The sequence below is a fragment of the Micromonospora sp. RHAY321 genome, from assembly GCF_023896955.1.
Lineage (GTDB): Bacteria > Actinomycetota > Actinomycetes > Mycobacteriales > Micromonosporaceae > Micromonospora.
On sequence record NZ_JAMHIW010000016.1, the window covers coordinates 44482 to 62070 of the forward strand.

A 17589-nucleotide genomic window follows, 5' to 3' on the forward strand; every position below is an offset into this window, starting at 1 on the left:
GGTCACCGAACCGACCGTCGCCGTGACCCTGCGGAGGATGAGGCGATGGCCGGGCAAGCGCTCCTGTCGGCCCGTGGGCTGACCCGCGACTTCCGGGGCTTCCGGGCCGTTGACGACGTCGACCTCGACGTCGCGCCGGAGAGCGTGCACGCGCTGGTCGGCCCCAACGGCGCCGGCAAGACCACCCTGTTCAACCTGCTCACCGGCTTTCTGCGGCCCAGCGGCGGGCGGATCGAGCTGGCCGGGCGGGACGTCACGGGGCTGCCTCCGGAGCAGGTAGCCCGGCTCGGCGTGGCGCGCTCGTTCCAGATCACCAGCCTCTTTCCGCAGCTGTCCGCCCGGGAACACGTCGCCCTGGCCCTGCAGTCGTCCAGTGGGCTGGGCTGGCGGTTCTGGCGCTCGGCGAAGCTGATGGGCCGCTACACCGAGCGTGCCGACGAACTGCTGGCCATGGTGGGGCTGGCCGACCTGGCCGACGCCCCGTCGGAGTCGCTGGCGTACGGCCGCAAGCGGGCCCTGGAGCTGGCCATCGCCCTCGCGCTGGACCCGAAGGTGCTGCTGCTCGACGAGCCGACCGCCGGGATGGGCCTCGAGGACGTCGACCGCACCGTCGAGCTGATCGGCCGGGTGCGCGAGGGCCGGACCGTGGTGATGGTCGAGCACAACATGAGCGTGGTCGGCCGACTCGCCGACACCGTCACCGTGCTGCAGGCCGGCAAGGTCCTCGTCGAGGGCCCGTACGAGCAGGTCCGCGCGGACGAGCGTGTGATCACCGCCTACCTGGGAGCCGCTGATGCTGCGCATTGAGAACCTCTCCGCCTGGTACGGCGAGGCGCAGGTGCTGCGCGACGTCAGCCTGGAGGTCGCCGCCGGCGAGGTGGTCACCCTGGTCGGGCGCAACGGCGCCGGCAAGTCCACGTTGCTGCGCTGCGTGATGGGGTTGCACCCCGGTCAGCGCGGCACGGTGGAGCTGGACGGGCGCGACGTCGGCAAGCTGCCGGCGCACAAGCGGGCCCGGCTGGGGCTGGGCTGGGTGCCGGACGACCGGGGCAGCTACGCCACTCTCACCGTCACCGAGAACCTCACCCTGCCTCCCACGGTCGGCCCCGACCCGTGGTCGCTGGAGCGGGTGTACGAGGCGTTCCCCGCTCTCTACACCCGCCGCGACTCGGCGGCCACGATGCTCTCCGGCGGCGAGCAGCAGATGCTCGCGCTGGCCCGGGTGCTGCGGATGGGCGCCCGGCTGCTGCTCTGCGACGAGCCCACCGAAGGGCTCTCCCCACTGCTCGTGCAGCAGGTCGGTGACCTGCTGCGGGAGGCCAAGCGGCACGGGGTGACCGTGCTGCTGGTCGAACAGAACCTGCACTTCGCCACCGGCGTCGCCGACCGGCACTACCTGCTGGCCGAGGGACGTGTCGCGGAGGCGATGGACAACTCCGAGGTGCGTTCGCGGGAACGCGAGCTGCTGGCGTACCTCGGGATCTGAATTGTCTCAACGACGACCCGCGCGACGACGCGCGGAATGGATGGAGTGAGCATGCGCAGGACGGTGGGTGTGGCCGCGGTGTCGGCCGCGGTGGTGCTGGTCGCCGGTTGCGGCGGCGGTGGACCCCAGTCGGGCGGCGACCAGAAGCTGACCGGCGACAAGATCGTGCTGGGCGTGCTCAACGACCAGTCCGGGGCGTACTCGGAGCTGTCCGGGAAGAACTCGGTGACGGCGGTGGAGATGGCGATCGCCGACTTCACGGCCAAGTACGGCGACAAGGCGGTGACCAAGGACATCACCGTGGAGACCGCCGACCACCAGAACAAGCCGGACGTGGCCAACTCCAAGGCCCAGGAGATGTACGACCGCAAGGGCGTCGACCTGATCCTGGACGTGCCGACCTCGTCGGCGGCGCTGAAGGTCGCCGACGTGGCGAAGGAGAAGAAGAAGCTCTACTTCAACATCGGCGCGGCGACCACCGACCTGACCGGCAAGAGCTGCAACAAGTACACGTTCCACTACGCCTACGACACGTACATGCTGGCCAACGGCACGGGCAAGACCACCACCGAGCAGATCGGCAAGAACTGGTACATCCTGTACCCGAACTACGCCTTCGGCCAGGACATGGAAAAGAGCTTCTCCACCGCTATTACGGCGGCCGGCGGCAAGGTCGTCGGCAAGGACGGCGCGCCGTTCCCGAACACCAGCGGCGACTTCTCGACGTTCCTGCTCAAGGCGCCGACGCTGAACCCGAAGCCCGACGTGCTGGGCACCATGCAGGCCGGCGCCGAGCTGGTCAACGTGGTGAAGCAGTACAACGAGTTCAAGCTGCGGGACAAGGGCGTGGGCCTCGCGGTGGGTCTGATGTTCCTCACCGACATCCACTCGCTCACCCCGGCCGCGCTGGCCGGCACCACCTACACCGACGCCTGGTACTGGAACTTCGACGCGAAGAACCGGGAGTTCGCCGACCGGTTCCAGCAGAAGGCCGGCACCCGGCCGACGTTCGCGCACGCGGCCAACTACTCCGCCGCCCTGCAGTACCTGGAGGCGGTGCAGGCCGCCGGCACCGACGACGCGGACGCCGTGGTCAAGGGCCTGGAGGGCAAGACTGTCGAGGACGTCTTCCTGCGCAACGGCAAGATCCGTGCCGAGGACCACCGGGTGGTGCACGACGCGTACCTGGCGCAGGTGAAGCCGCAGTCCGAGGTGGCCGAGCCGTGGGACTACGTCAAGGTGCTCAAGACGATCCCCGCCGCGGAGGCGTTCCGCGCGCCGTCGGCGGACTGCAAGCTGTGAGTGTGTGACGCTGTGAGCGGATTCGCGCAGAACACGTTCAACGGGTTGGTGAGCGGGGCGTTCTACGCCCTGCTCGCCCTCGGGCTCGCGGTCATCTTCGGCATGCTGCGGGTGGTCAACTTCGCCCACGGTGCGTTCTACATGCTCGGCGCGTTCGGCGCGTACGTGCTGCTCACCGAGGCGGGCGTGCCGTTCTGGGCGGCCCTGGTGATCATGCCGGTGGGGCTGGGTCTGCTCGGCATGGCGCTGGAGCGGGCGGTCATCCACCGGTTGACCAGACTCGACCCGCTCTACAACTTCCTGCTCACCTTCGGCCTGACGCTGATCCTGCAGGACCTGGTGAAGCTGCGGTACGGCGTGCAGTCCAGCCCGTACGCCACCCCGTCGCTGTTGAGCGGGACGGTGAACTTCGGGCTCTTCGACTTCCCGACGTACCGGGTGTTCATCCTCGGCTTCGCCGTGCTGCTCTGCGTGGCGGTGTGGTGGGTGCTCACCCGTACCCGGATCGGCATGGTGGTCCGGGCGGCCACCGAGCGGCCGGACCTGACCCGGGCGTTCGGCATCGACGTCGGGCGCTGGGTGACCCCGGTCTTCGGCTTCGGCATCGGCCTGGCCGGGCTCGCCGGTGTGCTGGCCGCGCCGATGCGCGCGGTCAACCCGCTGATGGGCGCCGACCTGATCATCGTGGTCTTCGCGGTGGTGGTGATCGGTGGGCTGGGCTCGATCTTCGGCTCGGTCGCCGCCGGCTTCGGCATCGGTCTGGTCCAGGCGTGGGGCGAGGCGTACCTGTCCAACTTCCCGATCGTGTCGCAGACCATCGTCTTCGTCGTGATGGCCGTCGTGCTGCTGTGGCGGCCGGCGGGTCTGTTCGGCCGTGAGGAGGCACCGGCATGACGAGCACTGTGGACACCACGGCCGAGGCGGCGCGTCCGGCCCCGCCCTCCGGGCTGGTCGCCGTGGTGCGCGCACCGCGCTGGGTCCGGTACGCGCTGCTCGCCGTCGGGTTGCTGGTGGCGATCTGGCTGCCCAACGGCCTCTACCCGGCGGTGGCGGTGGACATCCTCTGCTGGGCGCTCTTCGCCGTCGCGGTGGACCTGCTGCTCGGCTTCACGGGGCTGATGTCCTTCGGGCACGCCGCGTTCTGGGGCACCTCGGCGTACGTCACCGGGTTGGTGGCCATCCACGCCGGCCTGCCGTTCCCCCTCGCGGTGCTGGCCGGGGCGCTGGCCGCGGCCGTGCTGGCGGTGCCGATCGGCTACCTGGCCGTGAAGCGGACCGGCATCTACTTCGCCATGGTCACCCTGGCCTTCGCCCAGATGGTCTACTACGTGGCCAACGAGTGGCGCTCGGTGACCCAGGGTGAGAACGGCCTGCAGGGAGTGCCCCGGGACCTGTTCGGCTGGGACCTCACCGACGACTACTACTTCTACTACGCGATCCTGCCGATCGTGCTGCTCGGCCTGGCCGGTGCCTGGCGGATCGTGCACTCGCCGTTCGGCCGGGTGCTGGTCGGCATCCGGGACAACCCGGCCCGGGCCCGGGCGCTGGGGTACCCGGTGCACCGCTACAAGCTCACCGCGTTCGTGCTCTCCGGGTTCATCGCGGGCCTCGGCGGCGGGCTGTTCGCGGTCGGCCACCGGTTCGTCTCGCTGGACGTGTTGCACTGGACCACCTCCGGCAAGGCCGTCATCGTGGTGGTGCTCGGCGGGATCGGCACGCTCTGGGGCGGGGTGCTCGGCGCCGGGATCGTGGTCCGGCTGGAGGACTGGCTGTCCTTCTCCGGGTTCGAGGCGATCGGGCTGGTCACCGGCGGCATCTTCGTCCTGGTGGTGGTGTTGTTCCGGCGCGGCATCTGGGGCAGCGCCGCCGCGCTGGCCCGCCGGCTGGCGGCACGCCGCCGGTAAATCCCGCGACGGCGCATCCACCGCGCGCCGTTTCAGCGAACCCCCGGGTAGGAAACGTCTACCCGGGGGTTCGTCTGGTGCTGACCGATCCGATGCCGGCGGACGCCGTGGAGACCGCGCACAAGCGCGTCTTTCTGGCGGCCGAGGACCTGGACGGCAACCGTGTCGCCACCGTGCTGCTGGAGCTGGCCGACGTCTGGGGCGTACCGGCGCTCTGGGAGCAGGTCTGCCGGCCGCTGCTGGCCCGGTTGCCGGGGCGCACCGCCACCGAGATCGCCATCGAGCACGCCCTCTGCGAGGGAGTGCGGGTCGGGCTGGACGTCCACCGCCGGGAGCCGGGCGGCCGGTCGCTGCCCACCGGTGGGGTGCTGCTGGCCGGGGCCGAGCAGGAGGCGCACTGCCTCGGTCTGCACGCCCTCGCCGCCGCGCTGCGCGAGCAGGGTCGTGGCTGCCTGCATCTCGGCCCCGCGCTGCCCTGGTCCGCGATGAACAGCGCGGTGTACCGGGCACGCCCGCACACCGTCGTGCTGTGGTCGCAGACGCCGGTCACCGGCCGCGCGTACCGCCTGGTGCGCTTCGCCCGGGGCTTCCCGCTGCTGCGGGTGTACGGCGCCGGGCCCGGCTGGATCGAGCCGCTCGCCGCGCCGGCGACCCACCTGCGGACGCTGCCGGCCGCGGTGGCCGCCTGCCTGGCCGCCCCGCGACAAGGCTGATGTCGGCGGCTCGCCGGGGGCGCGGAGACGCCCCCGACGGTTCGGATGCCGACCGGGATCGGGGGAGCGGGTGGCCGAATTGGCGTGACGCCCACCACATACGATACGGATCGGTTCCGTATCGTTAATGCCGCCCGTAGGCTGTCCCGGTTACGAGTCTGACCCGTATCGTATTGCGGTCGCGGGTGAACCGGGGGGAGAACCGGGCATGGAGCTGCACGACAACACGGGCCACCCGAGGAGGTGGCCGATCCTGGGGGTGCTGGTCATCAGCCTCCTCGTGGTCGTCCTCGACAACACGATCCTCAACGTCGCCCTGCGCACCCTCGCCGACCCGGTGCACGGCCTCGGCGCCAGCCAGGGCGAGCTGGAGTGGTCCATCAACTCCTACACGCTGGTCTTCGCCGGGCTGCTGTTCACCTTCGGGGTGCTCGGCGACCGCGCCGGCCGCAAGCGCTTCCTGATGATCGGTCTGGCGCTGTTCGGGCTGGCGTCGCTGCTCTCGGCGTACGCGCAGGACCCGGCCCAGCTGATCGCGGCCCGCGCCCTGATGGGGGTCGGCGGCGCGGCCATCATGCCGGTGACGCTCTCGATCATCTCCAACGTCTTCGACCCGCGGGAGCGCGGTCGCGCGATCGGCGTCTGGGCCGGCGCGGTCGGGCTGGCCGTGGCGATCGGCCCGATCCTCGGCGGCGCGCTGCTGGAGCACTTCTGGTGGGGCTCGGTCTTCCTGATCAACGTGCCGGTGGTCATCGCCGGCGTGGTCCTCGTCGCGCTGCTGGTGCCCGAGTCGCGTGACCCGCGCCCGGGCCGGGTCGACGTGCTCGGCGTCCTGCTCTCCGTGGTCGGCCTGGTCGCCCTCTCCTACGGCATCATCGACGGCGGCGAGCACGGCTTCGGCCGGCCGGTCGCCTGGGGCTCGATCGTGGCCGGCCTGGCGGTGCTGGGCTGGTTCGTGCAGCACGAGCGGCGCAGCGACCACCCGTCGCTGGACGTCCGTCTGTTCAAGCTGCCCCGCTTCGCCGCTCCGGTGGCCATCGTCGGCCTGGTGTTCTTCGCCGCGATGGGCGTGATGTTCTTCAGCTCGTTCTACCTGCAACTGGTCCGTGACTACAGCCCGCTGCAGACCGGTCTGCTCTTCCTGCCCTTCGCCGGCGCACAGCTGATCTTCGCGCCGCGCAGCGCCGCCATGGTCCGCCGCTACGGCGGCCGGGCGGTCGCCACCGTCGGGCTGGCACTGACCGCGGCGGCACTGGCCGCGTTCGCCTTCATCGGCGAATCCACCCCGATCTGGGTCGTGCTGGTCGTCTTCTTCTTCCAGGGCGTCGGAATGGCCAACATCATGCCGCCGGCCACCGAGTCGATCATGTCGGCGCTGCCCCGGGAGAAGGCCGGCGTGGGCTCCGCGGTGAGCAACACCGTCCGCCAGGTGGCCGGCGCGCTCGGCGTGGCGGTCCTCGGCTCGGTGCTCTCCGCGGTCTACCGGGCCGACGTGGAGGGCGCGCTGACCGGCCTGCCCGCGCAGGCCCGCGACGCCGCCAACGAGTCGATCTCCGGGGCGTACGCGGCGGCCGGGCAGCTCGGCCCGGCGGCCCCGGCCTTGATCTCGGCCGCCAACGACGCCTTCGTCACCGCCATGCACTGGGCGGCGGCGCTCTCCGCGGTCGTCGCCGCACTCGGGATCCTGGTGGTGCTGCGCTGGATGCCGGGCCGGGAGGTCGCGACCGCCGTACCGGCGGCGCCGGCCGCCGAGCCCGAGTTGGCCGGGACGGCCTAGGTTCGGGGACAATGTCCGACATGACCTCCACCGCCGATGCTCCGCGGTCGCCCGGGCGACCGCGGAGCCTCCGCGCCGACGAGGCGATCATCGAGGCTGCCCTCGACCTGCTGGCCGAGGGCAGCACCATCGAGGCGCTCTCGATCGAGGCGATCGCCGCCCGCGCCGGGGTCGGCAAGGCCACCATCTACCGCCGCTGGGCCGGCAAGGACACCCTGCTGCTGGACGCGCTGCGCCGGCTCAAGGGCATCCTGCCGCAGCCCGAGGGGCACTCCGTCCGGGACGATCTGATCCTGCTGGTCGGCGCGATCGGCAAGAACGTCGACCCGCGCGCGTCGAAGATCATGCCCTGCCTGGTGCCGGAGGTGAACCGCAGCCCGGACCACTTCCGGCTCTACCAGAACATCATCGCCCCGCGCCGGCAGCTCATGCGCGAGGTGCTCCAGCGGGGCATCAGCGAGGGGATCCTCCGGCCCGACCTCGACCTGGAGGTCACCATGGCGCTGCTCACCGGCCCGATGCTGATCCAGCGGGTGCTGCAGTGGAACCCGGAACTGGACGAGCAGACACTGCCGCGGCAGGTCGTCGACACCGTGCTGGCGGGCATCCAGGCCCGCTGACCCGACCACCGGGCGCGGGCCGCTGGTCCGGGCCCGGTGGACCCGGGGCTGGCGGGCCGGGTCAGCTGATCGGGGCGCGCAGCCGGTGCAGGCGCAGCGCCAACTGCACCTCCAGCGCCCGCTCGGGCCGCTGCCAGTCGGCGCCGAGCAGCTGCCCCACCCGCTCCAACCGCTGGGTCACCGTGTTGACGTGCACGTGCAGCTGCTCGGCGGCCCGGGCCAGGCTGCCGCCCACCCCGAAGTACGCCTCCAGCGTCTTCACCAGCGCCGTGCCCCGCCGGGCGTCGTAGTCGACCACCGGCCCGACCGTGGCGGTGAGGAACTGGGCGACATCCTTCTCGCCCCGGTCACCCACGGTGCCCAACAGCAGCCCCACGAAGCCCAGCTCCGCGGTGCTCGCCCCCTGGCCGGAGCGGCCCAGCGCGCCGAGCGCCGTGAGGCAGCGGTCCGCCTCCTGGAACGTGCCGGCCAGCGACGCCGGCCCGGTCGACGGGCCACTCGCCCCGGCCGTCACCGGCCGGCCCGTCACCCGCGACAGGTCCCGGGCCACCGCACGGGCGCTGCCACCGGCGTCCCGCCCGGGCAGCATCAGCACCACCCGGCCGTCGCGCGCCGCGGCCAGCCCACCCCGCGCCGAGGCGTACGTGGTGGCCCAGGAGAACACCCGCTGCCGGGCCGAGCCGGTGGCGGCGATCGCGTCGTCGCCCACCGCCACCAGCACGTGCGGCGCGTCCAGGTCCACCCCCAGCCGGCGGGCGCGGCTGCGCAGGGCGTCGGTGTCGCGCAGCGGCCGGGCGATCAGGTCGTCCAGCAGTTCCCCGCGTACCCGCCCCTCCGCCTCGGCCACCGTGCGGCGGAACAGCAGCAGCAGCGCGGTCACCAGCGCGGCCCGCTCCAGGATCCGCTGGTCGGCGTCGACCAGCTCGTCGTCGGGGCGCAACACCAGGGCGCCCAGGTTCTCCGTGCCCGCCACCACGGCCGCGTACCAGAGCGGACCCCGGCGCACGCTGCGTCCCTCGGTGCGGGACGCGGCCACCGCCTCGACGATGTCCGCCCGGTCCGGCTCGTCGATCTCGCCGACCCGGGCCAGCAGTCGGCCCTCGGCGTCCAACGCCAGCAGCGCCCCGTCCAGCACCTCGGTCACCGCGGCCGCCACGTCCTCCACCCCGCCGCCGCGCAGCACCAACCCGGTCATCCGGTCGTGTGCCGCCGCCGCCCGCTCCACGGAGCTGCTGTGCGCACGGATGGTGGTGTTCGCCGCCGACAGCTCGGCCAGCGCCGAGCGGGTCTCGGCCAGCAACCGCGCGGTGTCGATCGCCACCGCGGCGTGCGCGGCCAGGGAGACCAGCAGCGCCACCTCCTCCCGGGCGAACGGCCGGGCCGAGCGGTTGGCCGAGTAGAGCACCCCGATCGAGGTGGATCCGAGCCGCAGCGGAACCCCGAGGATCGCCACCAGGCCCTCCTCACCGACCCCGGCGTCGATCTCCCCGGTGTGGTGGAAGCGCTCGTCCTCCGGATAGTTCGCCGTCACGTAGGGGGCGCCCGACTGGGCCACCAGGCCGCCGAGGCCGGCGCCCATCGGCAGCCGCAGCCGCTGGAAACGGGCCGAGACCGAACCGTCGGTGACCCGCATGTAGGTGTCGCCGCGCTCGTCGTCGTTGAGCGTCATGTAGGCGACGTCGGCGCCGAGCAGGTTGCGGGCGCGGTGCACGATCGCCCGCAGCACGTCGTCCAGGTCGCGCAGCCCGGCGAGGTCGCTGACCGTGTCGTACAGGCCGGACAGCTCGGTCTCCCGGCGGCGCCGGCGCTCCAGCAGCGCGCGTACCCGCAGCGCCACCGTCTTGGCCTGCTCCAACTCGGCCAGCCGGTCGGCCGGCAGCCCGGCGGCCCGCGCGGCCACCAGCGGCCCTTCGAACTCGACCGCCGCGGCCTCGCGGGCGAGCAGCTCCAGGAACTCCACCGGCGACGACATGGTCGACATTGTGCTCGGGCCCACTAGTTCGCCGTCCAGCCCCCGTCGAGCGCGATCGACGCGCCGGTGATGAACGCCGCCGGCGACGAGCAGAGGTACGCCATCAGCTCGGCCACCTCCTCCGGCTCGATCAGTCGCTTGATCGCGGCCCGGGCCAGCATGATCTTCTCGATCACCTCGGCCTCCGGCAGGCCGTGGCTGGCCGCCTGGTCGGCGATCTGGCTCTCCACCAGCGCGGTCCGCACGTACGCCGGGTTGATGCAGTTGGCGGTCACCCCGTGCGCGGCGCCCTCCAGCGCCACCACCTTCGACAGCCCTTCCAGGGCGTGCTTGGCCGAGACGTAGGCCGCCTTGTACGGCGAGGCGCGCAGCCCGTGCACCGACGAGATGTTGATGATCCGGCCCCAGCCCCGGGTGTACATGTGCGGCAGCGCGCGGCGGATCAGCAGGAACGGCGCCTCCACCATCACCCGCTGGATGTACTCGAAGCGCTCGACGGGGAAGTCCTGCAACGGCGCCACGTGCTGGAGCCCGGCGTTGTTGACCACGATGTCCACGTCGACGTCGAGCCGGTCCACCGCGGCGGCGTCGGCCAGGTCGACCCCCTCGGCCCGGCCGCCGGCCTCGGCGGCCACCGTCTTGGCCGCCTCCAGGTTGCGGTCCACCACGAGCACCTTGGCGCCGGCCGCGCCCAGTCGCAGCGCGCACGCTCGCCCGATGCCGCTGCCGCCCCCGGTGACCAGGGCGGTACGACCGGCGAGGTCGACCTGTACGACGTGGGGGACCGCCACGGGTTCTGCCGTCATGGCGCAAGAAGTTACGAGCTGTGTGGCCCCGGGCACATGGGCCGGCAACACATACTCCACGCCAAAGCTGTGTGGCCCCTCTCGCGACCGACCCTCGCCTGCCGCCCACCACAACTCCTTGATCGACAGGGGCTGGCGTGTCTGTTGAGGCGGGTGGGAGGGCGGGCAGTAGGGTGTCGAACACACGTACTGGTGATGGTTGGGGAGGGGTGGCGTGCGGGTTCTTGGTGTCGACCCTGGGCTGACCCGGTGCGGCGTGGGCGTCGTCGAGGGTGTGCCCGGCCGGCCCTGCACCCTGATCGCCTACTACGTGGTCTACACCGACCCTGCCGACGAGCTGCCGCTGCGGTTGTTACACCTGGACCGGTCGCTGACCAAGCTGGTCGCCGAGCACCAGCCGGAGAGCGTCGCCGTCGAGCGGGTGTTCAGCCAGCACAACGTGCGCACCGTGATGGGCACCGCGCAGGCCAGCGGCATCGCCGTGCTGGCCGGGGCGCGCGCCGGGCTGCCGGTGCAGACGTACACGCCGAGCGAGGTGAAGGCGGCGGTGACCGGGTCCGGTCAGGCCGACAAGGCGCAGGTCACCGCGATGGTGACCCGGCTGCTGCGGCTGGACGAGCCGCCCAAGCCGGCCGACGCCGCCGACGCGCTCGCCCTGGCCATCTGTCACGTGTGGCGCGGCGGGACCCGCTCCAAGCTGGCCGCGGCGGCCGACCGGGTACGACGAGGAGGAGCACGATGATCGCCAGCGTGCGCGGCACGGTGACCGCGACGGGTCCGGACCAGGCCGTGATCGAGGTCGGCGGTGTCGGCCTGGCCGTGCACTGCGCCCCGGGGACGCTGGCCGACCTGCGGGTCGGTCAGACCGCCCGGCTGGCCACCAGTCTGGTGGTCCGGGAGGATTCGCTGACCCTCTACGGCTTCGCCGACGACGACGCCAAGGCGCTGTTCGAGCTGCTCCAGACCGCCAGCGGGGTCGGCCCCCGGCTGGCCCAGGCGGTGCTGGCCGTGCACACCCCCGATGCGGTCCGCAAGGCGATCGCCAACGCCGACGTCGCCGCGCTGACCCGGGTGCCCGGCATCGGCAAGAAGGGCGCCGAGCGCCTGGTGCTGGAGCTGCGCGACCGGATCGGTCCGGTGGCCATCGGTGCCGACGGCGCGGGTGGCGTGACCGGCGGTAGCTGGCCCGAGCAGGTCCGCCAGGCGCTGGTCGGGCTGGGCTGGACGGCCGGGCAGGCCGACCAGGCGGTGGCCGCGGTGGCGGAGACCGTCGACGGCGAGACCCCGCCCGTGCCGGTCCTGCTCAGGCAGGCCATCCGCCTGCTGGGTCGCACCCGATGAGCGCGAGGAGTGAGCCGGGTTTGCGAGCCCCGCAGTCGCGAATGAAGAAGACGCGGTGAGCGAGACCGAAGGGCTCGTCTCGGCGTACGTGAGCGACGCGGACCGGGACGTCGAGGCCACCGTCCGGCCCCGCCGGCTGGCCGAGTTCATCGCCCAGGACCGGGTCCGTGACCAGCTCGACCTGTTGCTGCAGGGCGCCATGCGGCGGGGCTCCCCGCCGGACCACATCCTGCTCTCCGGTCCACCCGGCCTGGGCAAGACCAGCCTGGCCAACATCGTCGCCGCCGAGCTGGGTGCGGGCATCCGGGTGACCAGTGGCCCGGCGATCGAGCGCTCCGGTGACCTGGCGGCCATCCTGACCAGCCTCGCCGAGGGCGACGTGCTGTTCATCGACGAGATCCACCGGATCGCGCGACCGGCCGAGGAACTGCTCTACAGCGCGATGGAGGACTTCCGGGTCGACGTGGTGGTCGGCAAGGGCCCGGGCGCGACCGCCATCCCGCTCGACGTCGAGCCGTTCACCCTGGTCGGCGCGACCACCCGGTCGGGCCTGTTGACCGGCCCGATGCGCGACCGCTTCGGCTTCGTGGCGCACCTGGACTTCTACGCCCCGGCCGACCTGGAGACGCTGCTGCACCGCTCGGCGCGGATTCTCGGCGTGCCCATCACTGCCGACGGCGCGGCGGAGATCGCCGGCCGGTCCCGGGGGACCCCGCGGATCGCCAACCGGCTGCTGCGCCGGGTCCGCGACTACGCGGAGGTGCGGGCCGACGGGGTGGTCACCCTGGGCACCGCCCGCAAGGCTCTGACCGTGTACGACGTGGACGCCCTGGGTCTGGACCGGCTCGACCGGGCGGTGCTGACCGCGCTGGTCGACTCGTTCCGCGGTGGCCCGGTGGGGCTGTCCACCCTCGCCGTGGCGGTGGGGGAGCAGCCGGACACGGTCGAGGAGGTCTGTGAGCCCTTCCTGGTCCGCGCGGGCCTGCTGGCCCGTACCCCACGCGGTCGGGTGGCCACCGAGGCCGCCTGGCGGCATCTCGGACGTACTCCGCCGAATGGTACATTTGGGGTGGATGTCCCACCGGCACCCGATCTGTTCTCGTTGGATGCCGATCAGCCGTGATGTGAACGTGATCTGCACCGCATTCGGTGTTCTCAGGTGCAGGGATTAGACTTCGCCGCGGTCTGTACAGGACGTGAGAATCCGCCTCCGCTCCGGCACCCCCCGTGCCGGGCAGGTGGCCAATGGGAAGGTCAGTAACCGTGCATTACGCAGCAGCGGGTGGCGGGGCCGGCAGCTTCACGCCGATCCTGATGATCGCCCTGCTCTTCGGGGTCATGTACTTCATGATGATCCGCCCCCAGCAGAAGCGCCGCCGCGAGGCGGAGTCGATGCAGTCCAACCTCGGCCCTGGCGACGAGGTCGTGACCATCGGCGGGCTCTACGGCACGGTCACCGGCATCGAGGACGACACCGTCCTGCTCGAGGTCGCTCCGGGCGTGCAGACCCGCTACGCCCGGCCGGCCATCGCCCGGGTGGTCACCCGCGCGGAGCTGCCGAGCGAGCCGGCCACCGAGGACGCGGACACCGTCAAGGAGTGACGCCCTCTCCCGGCGGTGGCGGGTCCGGCGTACGGCCGGTCACGTCGGCCGCCGGGGGCACCGCGCCCGACGGGGCAGCGGACGCGACGTGAAAACTGGATAGTTGGGTCGACGCCGGACGTCGGCACGTTCCCGTGACCGTCGGCGTCCCACGCCGGCGCGTCCGGCCACCGTGCCGGCACCCCCGCCGGCCCAGGTCAGACCCGTCGGCCGGGACCCCCGGCCCGACACCCGCCGCCGCCGCGCGCAGCGGCGCGACCGTACAGGGAGACAGGACAACCGTGGCACCACCTCAGGGACAGATGCGGCCCGGCCGGCAGCTCGCCGTGCTCGGGTTCATCTTCGTCGTCCTCTACCTTTTGGTGTTCTTCGCGGGCGGCGCCAGCGGCAGCTTGAAGGACCGGCTCGAGCCTAAGCTCGGCCTGGACCTCATCGGCGGGACGCGAATGACACTGGAGGCGACCAACAGCGTCGACGGCAGGCCCCCGACGGCCGAGAACCTCGAGGAGGCCCGCCAGATCATCGAGAGCCGGGTCAACGCGTTCGGCGTGGCCGAGGCCGAGGTGGTCACCGAGGGCAACCGGAACATCGTCATCTCCCTGCCCGGCGAGAACCGGGACCTCACTGAGGTGGGCGACGCCGCCGAGCTGCGCTTCCGCAAGGTGCTCAAGGCCGCCGACGGCAGCGGCGTGGCCGCCGCGCCGCCGCCGGCCGCCACACCGGCCCCCTCGGGCAGCGCGTCCCCGGCCCCGTCCGGCAGCGTGTCGCCGAGCCCGTCGGGCAGCGCCGCTCCGAAGGTGACCACGTCGCCCAGCGGCGGGCAGGGCGGGATGGCCCCGGCGCCCAGCGCCAGCGCCACGCCGACCCCGTCGGCCTCGGCGAGTGCCGCCGCGCCGTCGCCGAGCGCCAGCGAGGAGCCGGTGCCGGCCAGCATCGAGGAGCAGCGCAAGGCCGTCGAGCAGAAGGTCGGCGCCCCCGCCTGGCAGGCCGCCAGCGGACTGCAGGCCCCGGCCGACCTGACCGCCGACCCGTCGCTGGCCGACAAGCTCAAGCCGTTCGGCACGCTGTCGCCGCAGGAGGTGGCGGTGCTGCCGGCGCAGATGCAGTTCAACGTGCCGACGATCGGCTGCGCGCAGCTCGACAAGCGCCCGCCGGCGTCGATCTCCGACCCGAAGCAGCAGGTGGTCTCCTGCGAGGACGGCGCCTCCAAGTACCTGCTCGACCAGGCCAAGGTCGAGGGCACCGACGTCAGCGACGCCGACGCGGTGCTCGACCAGACCAACGCCTGGGTGGTCAGTCTGGACTTCACCGGCGATGGCCAGGGCAAGTGGACGGCGCTGACCCGTGAGGCGTTCAACAACGAGGGCCAGGCCTGCGACGCGACCGCGCTGGGTCAGGACGGCAAGTGCCGGGTGGCCGTCGTGCTGGACAACGAGATCGTCTCCTCCCCGGAGATCCAGGGCGTGCTGACCGGCAACTCCCAGATCACCGGCAACTTCACCCAGAAGGACGCCAGCGCGCTCGCCGGCCAGCTCCGCTACGGCGCGCTGCCGGTGACCTTCGAGCCGCAGGAGTCGCAGAACGTCACCGCGACCCTGGGTGCCAGCCACCTGCGCGCCGGTCTGCTCGCGGCCGGCATCGGCATGCTGCTGGTCATCATCTACGCGTTCTTCTACTACCGGCTGCTCGGCTCGGTGATCTTCCTGAGCCTGATCCTCTCCGCGCTGCTGGTCTTCGGCGCGCTGGTGGTGCTCGGCCGGCAGATCGGCTTCACGCTCACCCTCGCCGGCATCGCCGGCATGATCGTCTCGCTCGGTGTGGCGGCGGACTCGTTCGTCATCTACTTCGAACGGTTGAAGGACGAGATCCGGGAAGGGCGCAGCCCGCGCAGCGCGGTGCCCCGAGCCTGGATCCGGGCCCGCCGGACGATCATCTCGGCCAACGCGATCACCCTGCTCTCCGCGGTGGTGCTCTACGTGGTCTCGGTCGGCACGGTCAAGGGCTTCGCGTTCGCGCTTGGCCTGGCCACCGTCCTGGACCTGGTCGTGGTCTTCCTCTTCCGGCACCCGATCATGACGATGTTCGCCCGGACCCGGGCGTTCCTGTCCCCGCGGGTCAGCGGTCTGGGCCGGGCACTCCCGGCCCGCACCCAGCAGACTCAGCCCCGCAACCCGCGCGCCAAGGAGGCCTGAGATGGCTGAAAACGGTCTGGCGAGCCGCCTCTACAACGGCGAGGCCGGTCTCAACGTCGTCGGTCGGCGCAAGCTCTGGTTCGGCGTCGCCGGGGTCCTGATCCTGATCGCGATCCTCAGCTTCGGGCTACGCGGCTTCAGCCTTGGCATCGAGTTCGCCGGCGGCAACTCGTTCCAGGTGCCGGCCAGCGTCGGCACCCTGGACGACGCCGAGCGGGAGGTCAACTCGGCCCTCGCCGCCGAGAACACCGGCGTCGAGGTGGCCACCGCGCAGAAGGTCGGCGGCCCCGGTGGGGATTCCTACGAGCTGCGTACGGCGCAGCTCAGCGTCGAGCAGTCCAACGCGGTCAAGGCCCAGATTGCCGAGGACCTCGGCATCGACGCGAACCAGATCAGCAGCAACCAGGTCAGCGAGGCGTGGGGCAGCCAGGTCACCGAGCGGGCCGTGCTCGGTCTGGTCATCTTCATCGCGCTGGTGATGGTCTACCTGATCCTGCGCTTCGAGTGGCGGATGGCGGTCGCCGCCGTCTCCTCGCTGTTCATGAACCTGATCCTCACCGCCGGCATCTACTCGCTGGTCGGCTTCGAGGTGACCCCGTCGACGATCATCGGCTTCCTCACGATCCTGGGCTTCGCGCTCTACGACGTGGTGGTGGTCTTCGACAAGGTGCAGGAGAACACCCGGGGCATCACGGCCAACAACAACCAGACGTACGGCGAGGCGGCCAACCTGGCCGTCAACCAGAGCCTGATGCGGTCGCTGAACACCTCGGTGGTCGCCCTGCTGCCCGTCGGTGGTCTGCTCTTCATCGGCGCCGGCCTGCTCGGCGCCGGCACGCTGAAGGACCTCGGCCTGGTGCTGTTCGTCGGTATGGCGGTGGCGTTCCTGACCTCCATCCTGGTGGCCACGCCCCTGCTGGCGCTGCTGAAGAACTACGACCCGCGGATCCAGGCGCACAACAAGCGGGTGCTGGCCCGCCGGGGCTCGCTGGCCCGTGGCGAGGTGACGCCGAAGGGCGCCCCGAGCCCGGCGCAGGCCGACGGGGCCGACGCCCCGATCGACCAGGACGCCGCCGCGCTGGCCGGTGCCGCCCCCAAGGTGGGCGCCCGTCCGGCGGGCAAGCGGCCGACCGGTGCCCGAGGCGGTCGCCCGGGTGGCGGCGGCAACCGGCCGGGCGGCGCCAAGCGGCGCTGACCGGCAGCCGGGGTCAGACCCGGGAGGAAACGCCCGAACGGCGTCCGGCATGCTGTGCGAGCAGCATCGCCGGACGCCGTCGTCGTCGAAAGGGAAGCGGAACAGCCGTGACGGAGACCCACAGCACCGCGCCGCGCGGGGACAGCGGCCCGGAGGCCGCCCGACTGGTGGCCAGCCGGGTGCTGGACGTGCCCGACTTCCCCAAGCCCGGTGTCCTGTTCAAGGACCTGATGCCGCTGTTCGCCGACGGCAAGGTCTTCCGCGAGGTGATCGACGGGATCATCGACCACCACGGGCGGGACAGCTTCGACGTCGTGGTCGGCATCGAGGCGCGCGGGTTCGTCGTCGCGGCGGCCATCGCGTACGCGACCGGGGTGGGTGTGGTGCCGGTGCGCAAGGCCGGCAAGCTGCCGCGCCCGGCGCACTCGGTCTCCTACGCGCTGGAGTACGGCGAGGCCACCCTCGAGGTGCACGAGGACGCCTTCACGGCCGGGCACCGGGTGCTCGTGGTCGACGACGTGCTGGCGACCGGCGGCACCGCCGAGGCGACGCTGGAGCTGGTCGAGCGGGCCGGCGGCACCGTCACCGGGTTCACCGTGTTGCTGGAGCTGGCCTTCCTGGGCGCCCGCGAACGGCTGGCCCCGCGTCCGGTGCATGCCCTGCTGACCGTTTGAGGCCC

Annotated in this window: 17 protein-coding genes; 15 read left to right on the top strand and 2 right to left on the bottom strand. The window is 72.1% G+C overall.

The genetic code is table 11. The features are described from left to right. The first annotated feature begins 45 nt into the window (after positions 1–45). The 8 genes from M8C17_RS25730 to M8C17_RS25765 all read left to right on the top strand — a co-directional run bounded on the left by M8C17_RS25730 (position 46) and on the right by M8C17_RS25765 (position 7802). Positions 46–807, top strand: coding sequence for an ABC transporter ATP-binding protein (locus tag M8C17_RS25730; protein ID WP_252419134.1), 762 nt, complete (start codon positions 46–48; stop codon positions 805–807). Then, positions 794–1486, top strand: coding sequence for an ABC transporter ATP-binding protein (locus M8C17_RS25735; protein WP_252419135.1), 693 nt, complete (start codon positions 794–796; stop codon positions 1484–1486). Before M8C17_RS25730 ends, M8C17_RS25735 begins: the two co-directional genes overlap by 14 nt. Positions 1487–1537: 51 nt before the next feature. Then, positions 1538–2788: an ABC transporter substrate-binding protein gene (locus M8C17_RS25740; RefSeq protein ID WP_252419136.1), complete on the top strand. Its 1251-nt coding sequence runs from the start codon at positions 1538–1540 to the stop codon at positions 2786–2788. 12 nt (positions 2789–2800) lie between these two features. Beyond that, on the top strand, positions 2801–3682 hold the full coding sequence (locus tag M8C17_RS25745; RefSeq protein WP_252419137.1) for a branched-chain amino acid ABC transporter permease: 882 nt from the start codon (positions 2801–2803) through the stop codon (positions 3680–3682). Beyond that, positions 3679–4692 carry a branched-chain amino acid ABC transporter permease gene (locus M8C17_RS25750; protein ID WP_252419138.1) on the top strand — a complete coding sequence of 338 codons (1014 nt, stop codon included), beginning with the start codon at positions 3679–3681 and terminating at the stop codon, positions 4690–4692. Before M8C17_RS25745 ends, M8C17_RS25750 begins: the two co-directional genes overlap by 4 nt. A 77-nt stretch (positions 4693–4769) precedes the next feature. After that, positions 4770–5405 (top strand): transcriptional regulator, encoded by a 636-nt coding sequence (locus tag M8C17_RS25755; protein ID WP_252419139.1) that lies wholly within the window; start codon positions 4770–4772, stop codon positions 5403–5405. Between the two features lie 208 nt (positions 5406–5613). After that, positions 5614–7182 carry an MFS transporter gene (locus M8C17_RS25760; RefSeq protein ID WP_252419140.1) on the top strand — a complete coding sequence of 523 codons (1569 nt, stop codon included), beginning with the start codon at positions 5614–5616 and terminating at the stop codon, positions 7180–7182. 11 nt (positions 7183–7193) lie between these two features. After that, the gene (locus M8C17_RS25765) at positions 7194–7802 is read left to right on the top strand and encodes a TetR/AcrR family transcriptional regulator (RefSeq protein ID WP_252419141.1); all 609 of its coding nucleotides are present in this window, start codon (positions 7194–7196) and stop codon (positions 7800–7802) included. Positions 7803–7863: 61 nt separating this feature from the next. Here M8C17_RS25765 and M8C17_RS25770 read toward each other — a convergent pair whose 3' ends face one another. Continuing rightward, the gene (locus tag M8C17_RS25770) at positions 7864–9798 is read right to left on the bottom strand and encodes a helix-turn-helix domain-containing protein (protein ID WP_252419142.1); all 1935 of its coding nucleotides are present in this window, start codon (positions 9796–9798) and stop codon (positions 7864–7866) included. Continuing rightward, positions 9798–10580, bottom strand: coding sequence for a 3-hydroxybutyrate dehydrogenase (locus M8C17_RS25775; RefSeq protein WP_252419143.1), 783 nt, complete (start codon positions 10578–10580; stop codon positions 9798–9800). The genes M8C17_RS25770 and M8C17_RS25775 overlap by 1 nt, the downstream gene beginning before the upstream one ends. A gap of 214 nt (positions 10581–10794) precedes the next feature. On the opposite strand from M8C17_RS25775, the gene ruvC reads away from it, so the two are divergent. From ruvC to M8C17_RS25810, 7 genes are all read left to right on the top strand, one after another. Further along, the gene (gene ruvC, locus M8C17_RS25780) at positions 10795–11322 is read left to right on the top strand and encodes a crossover junction endodeoxyribonuclease RuvC (RefSeq protein WP_252419144.1); all 528 of its coding nucleotides are present in this window, start codon (positions 10795–10797) and stop codon (positions 11320–11322) included. Beyond that, positions 11319–11921 carry a Holliday junction branch migration protein RuvA gene (ruvA, locus tag M8C17_RS25785; protein ID WP_252419145.1) on the top strand — a complete coding sequence of 201 codons (603 nt, stop codon included), beginning with the start codon at positions 11319–11321 and terminating at the stop codon, positions 11919–11921. The genes ruvC and ruvA overlap by 4 nt, the downstream gene beginning before the upstream one ends. A gap of 55 nt (positions 11922–11976) precedes the next feature. Further along, positions 11977–13044 (top strand): Holliday junction branch migration DNA helicase RuvB, encoded by a 1068-nt coding sequence (gene ruvB / locus M8C17_RS25790; RefSeq protein ID WP_252419146.1) that lies wholly within the window; start codon positions 11977–11979, stop codon positions 13042–13044. 122 nt (positions 13045–13166) lie between these two features. Continuing rightward, positions 13167–13523, top strand: a complete 357-nt coding sequence (gene yajC, locus M8C17_RS25795; protein ID WP_252419147.1) for a preprotein translocase subunit YajC — start codon at positions 13167–13169, stop codon at positions 13521–13523. Between the two features lie 281 nt (positions 13524–13804). Continuing rightward, positions 13805–15715, top strand: coding sequence for a protein translocase subunit SecD (gene secD / locus M8C17_RS25800; protein WP_252419148.1), 1911 nt, complete (start codon positions 13805–13807; stop codon positions 15713–15715). Between the two features lies 1 nt (position 15716). Then, on the top strand, positions 15717–16910 hold the full coding sequence (gene secF, locus M8C17_RS25805; protein ID WP_252419149.1) for a protein translocase subunit SecF: 1194 nt from the start codon (positions 15717–15719) through the stop codon (positions 16908–16910). A 107-nt stretch (positions 16911–17017) separates the two neighbouring features. Further along, on the top strand, positions 17018–17584 hold the full coding sequence (locus M8C17_RS25810; protein WP_252419150.1) for an adenine phosphoribosyltransferase: 567 nt from the start codon (positions 17018–17020) through the stop codon (positions 17582–17584). Positions 17585–17589 lie beyond the last annotated feature (5 nt).

What these genes read in the sequence shown, in the direction of transcription:
- M8C17_RS25730 (WP_252419134.1), top strand. Translation starts at nt 46, where the DNA reads ATGGCCGGGCAAGCGCTCCTGTCGGCCCGTGGGCTGACCCGCGACTTC.
- M8C17_RS25735 (WP_252419135.1), top strand. Translation starts at nt 794, where the DNA reads ATGCTGCGCATTGAGAACCTCTCCGCCTGGTACGGCGAGGCGCAGGTG.
- M8C17_RS25740 (WP_252419136.1), top strand. Translation starts at nt 1,538, where the DNA reads ATGCGCAGGACGGTGGGTGTGGCCGCGGTGTCGGCCGCGGTGGTGCTG.
- M8C17_RS25750 (WP_252419138.1), top strand. Translation starts at nt 3,679, where the DNA reads ATGACGAGCACTGTGGACACCACGGCCGAGGCGGCGCGTCCGGCCCCG.
- M8C17_RS25760 (WP_252419140.1), top strand. Translation starts at nt 5,614, where the DNA reads ATGGAGCTGCACGACAACACGGGCCACCCGAGGAGGTGGCCGATCCTG.
- M8C17_RS25765 (WP_252419141.1), top strand. Translation starts at nt 7,194, where the DNA reads ATGTCCGACATGACCTCCACCGCCGATGCTCCGCGGTCGCCCGGGCGA.
- M8C17_RS25775 (WP_252419143.1), bottom strand. Translation starts at nt 10,580, where the DNA reads ATGACGGCAGAACCCGTGGCGGTCCCCCACGTCGTACAGGTCGACCTC.
- ruvA (WP_252419145.1), top strand. Translation starts at nt 11,319, where the DNA reads ATGATCGCCAGCGTGCGCGGCACGGTGACCGCGACGGGTCCGGACCAG.
- yajC (WP_252419147.1), top strand. Translation starts at nt 13,167, where the DNA reads ATGGGAAGGTCAGTAACCGTGCATTACGCAGCAGCGGGTGGCGGGGCC.
- secF (WP_252419149.1), top strand. Translation starts at nt 15,717, where the DNA reads ATGGCTGAAAACGGTCTGGCGAGCCGCCTCTACAACGGCGAGGCCGGT.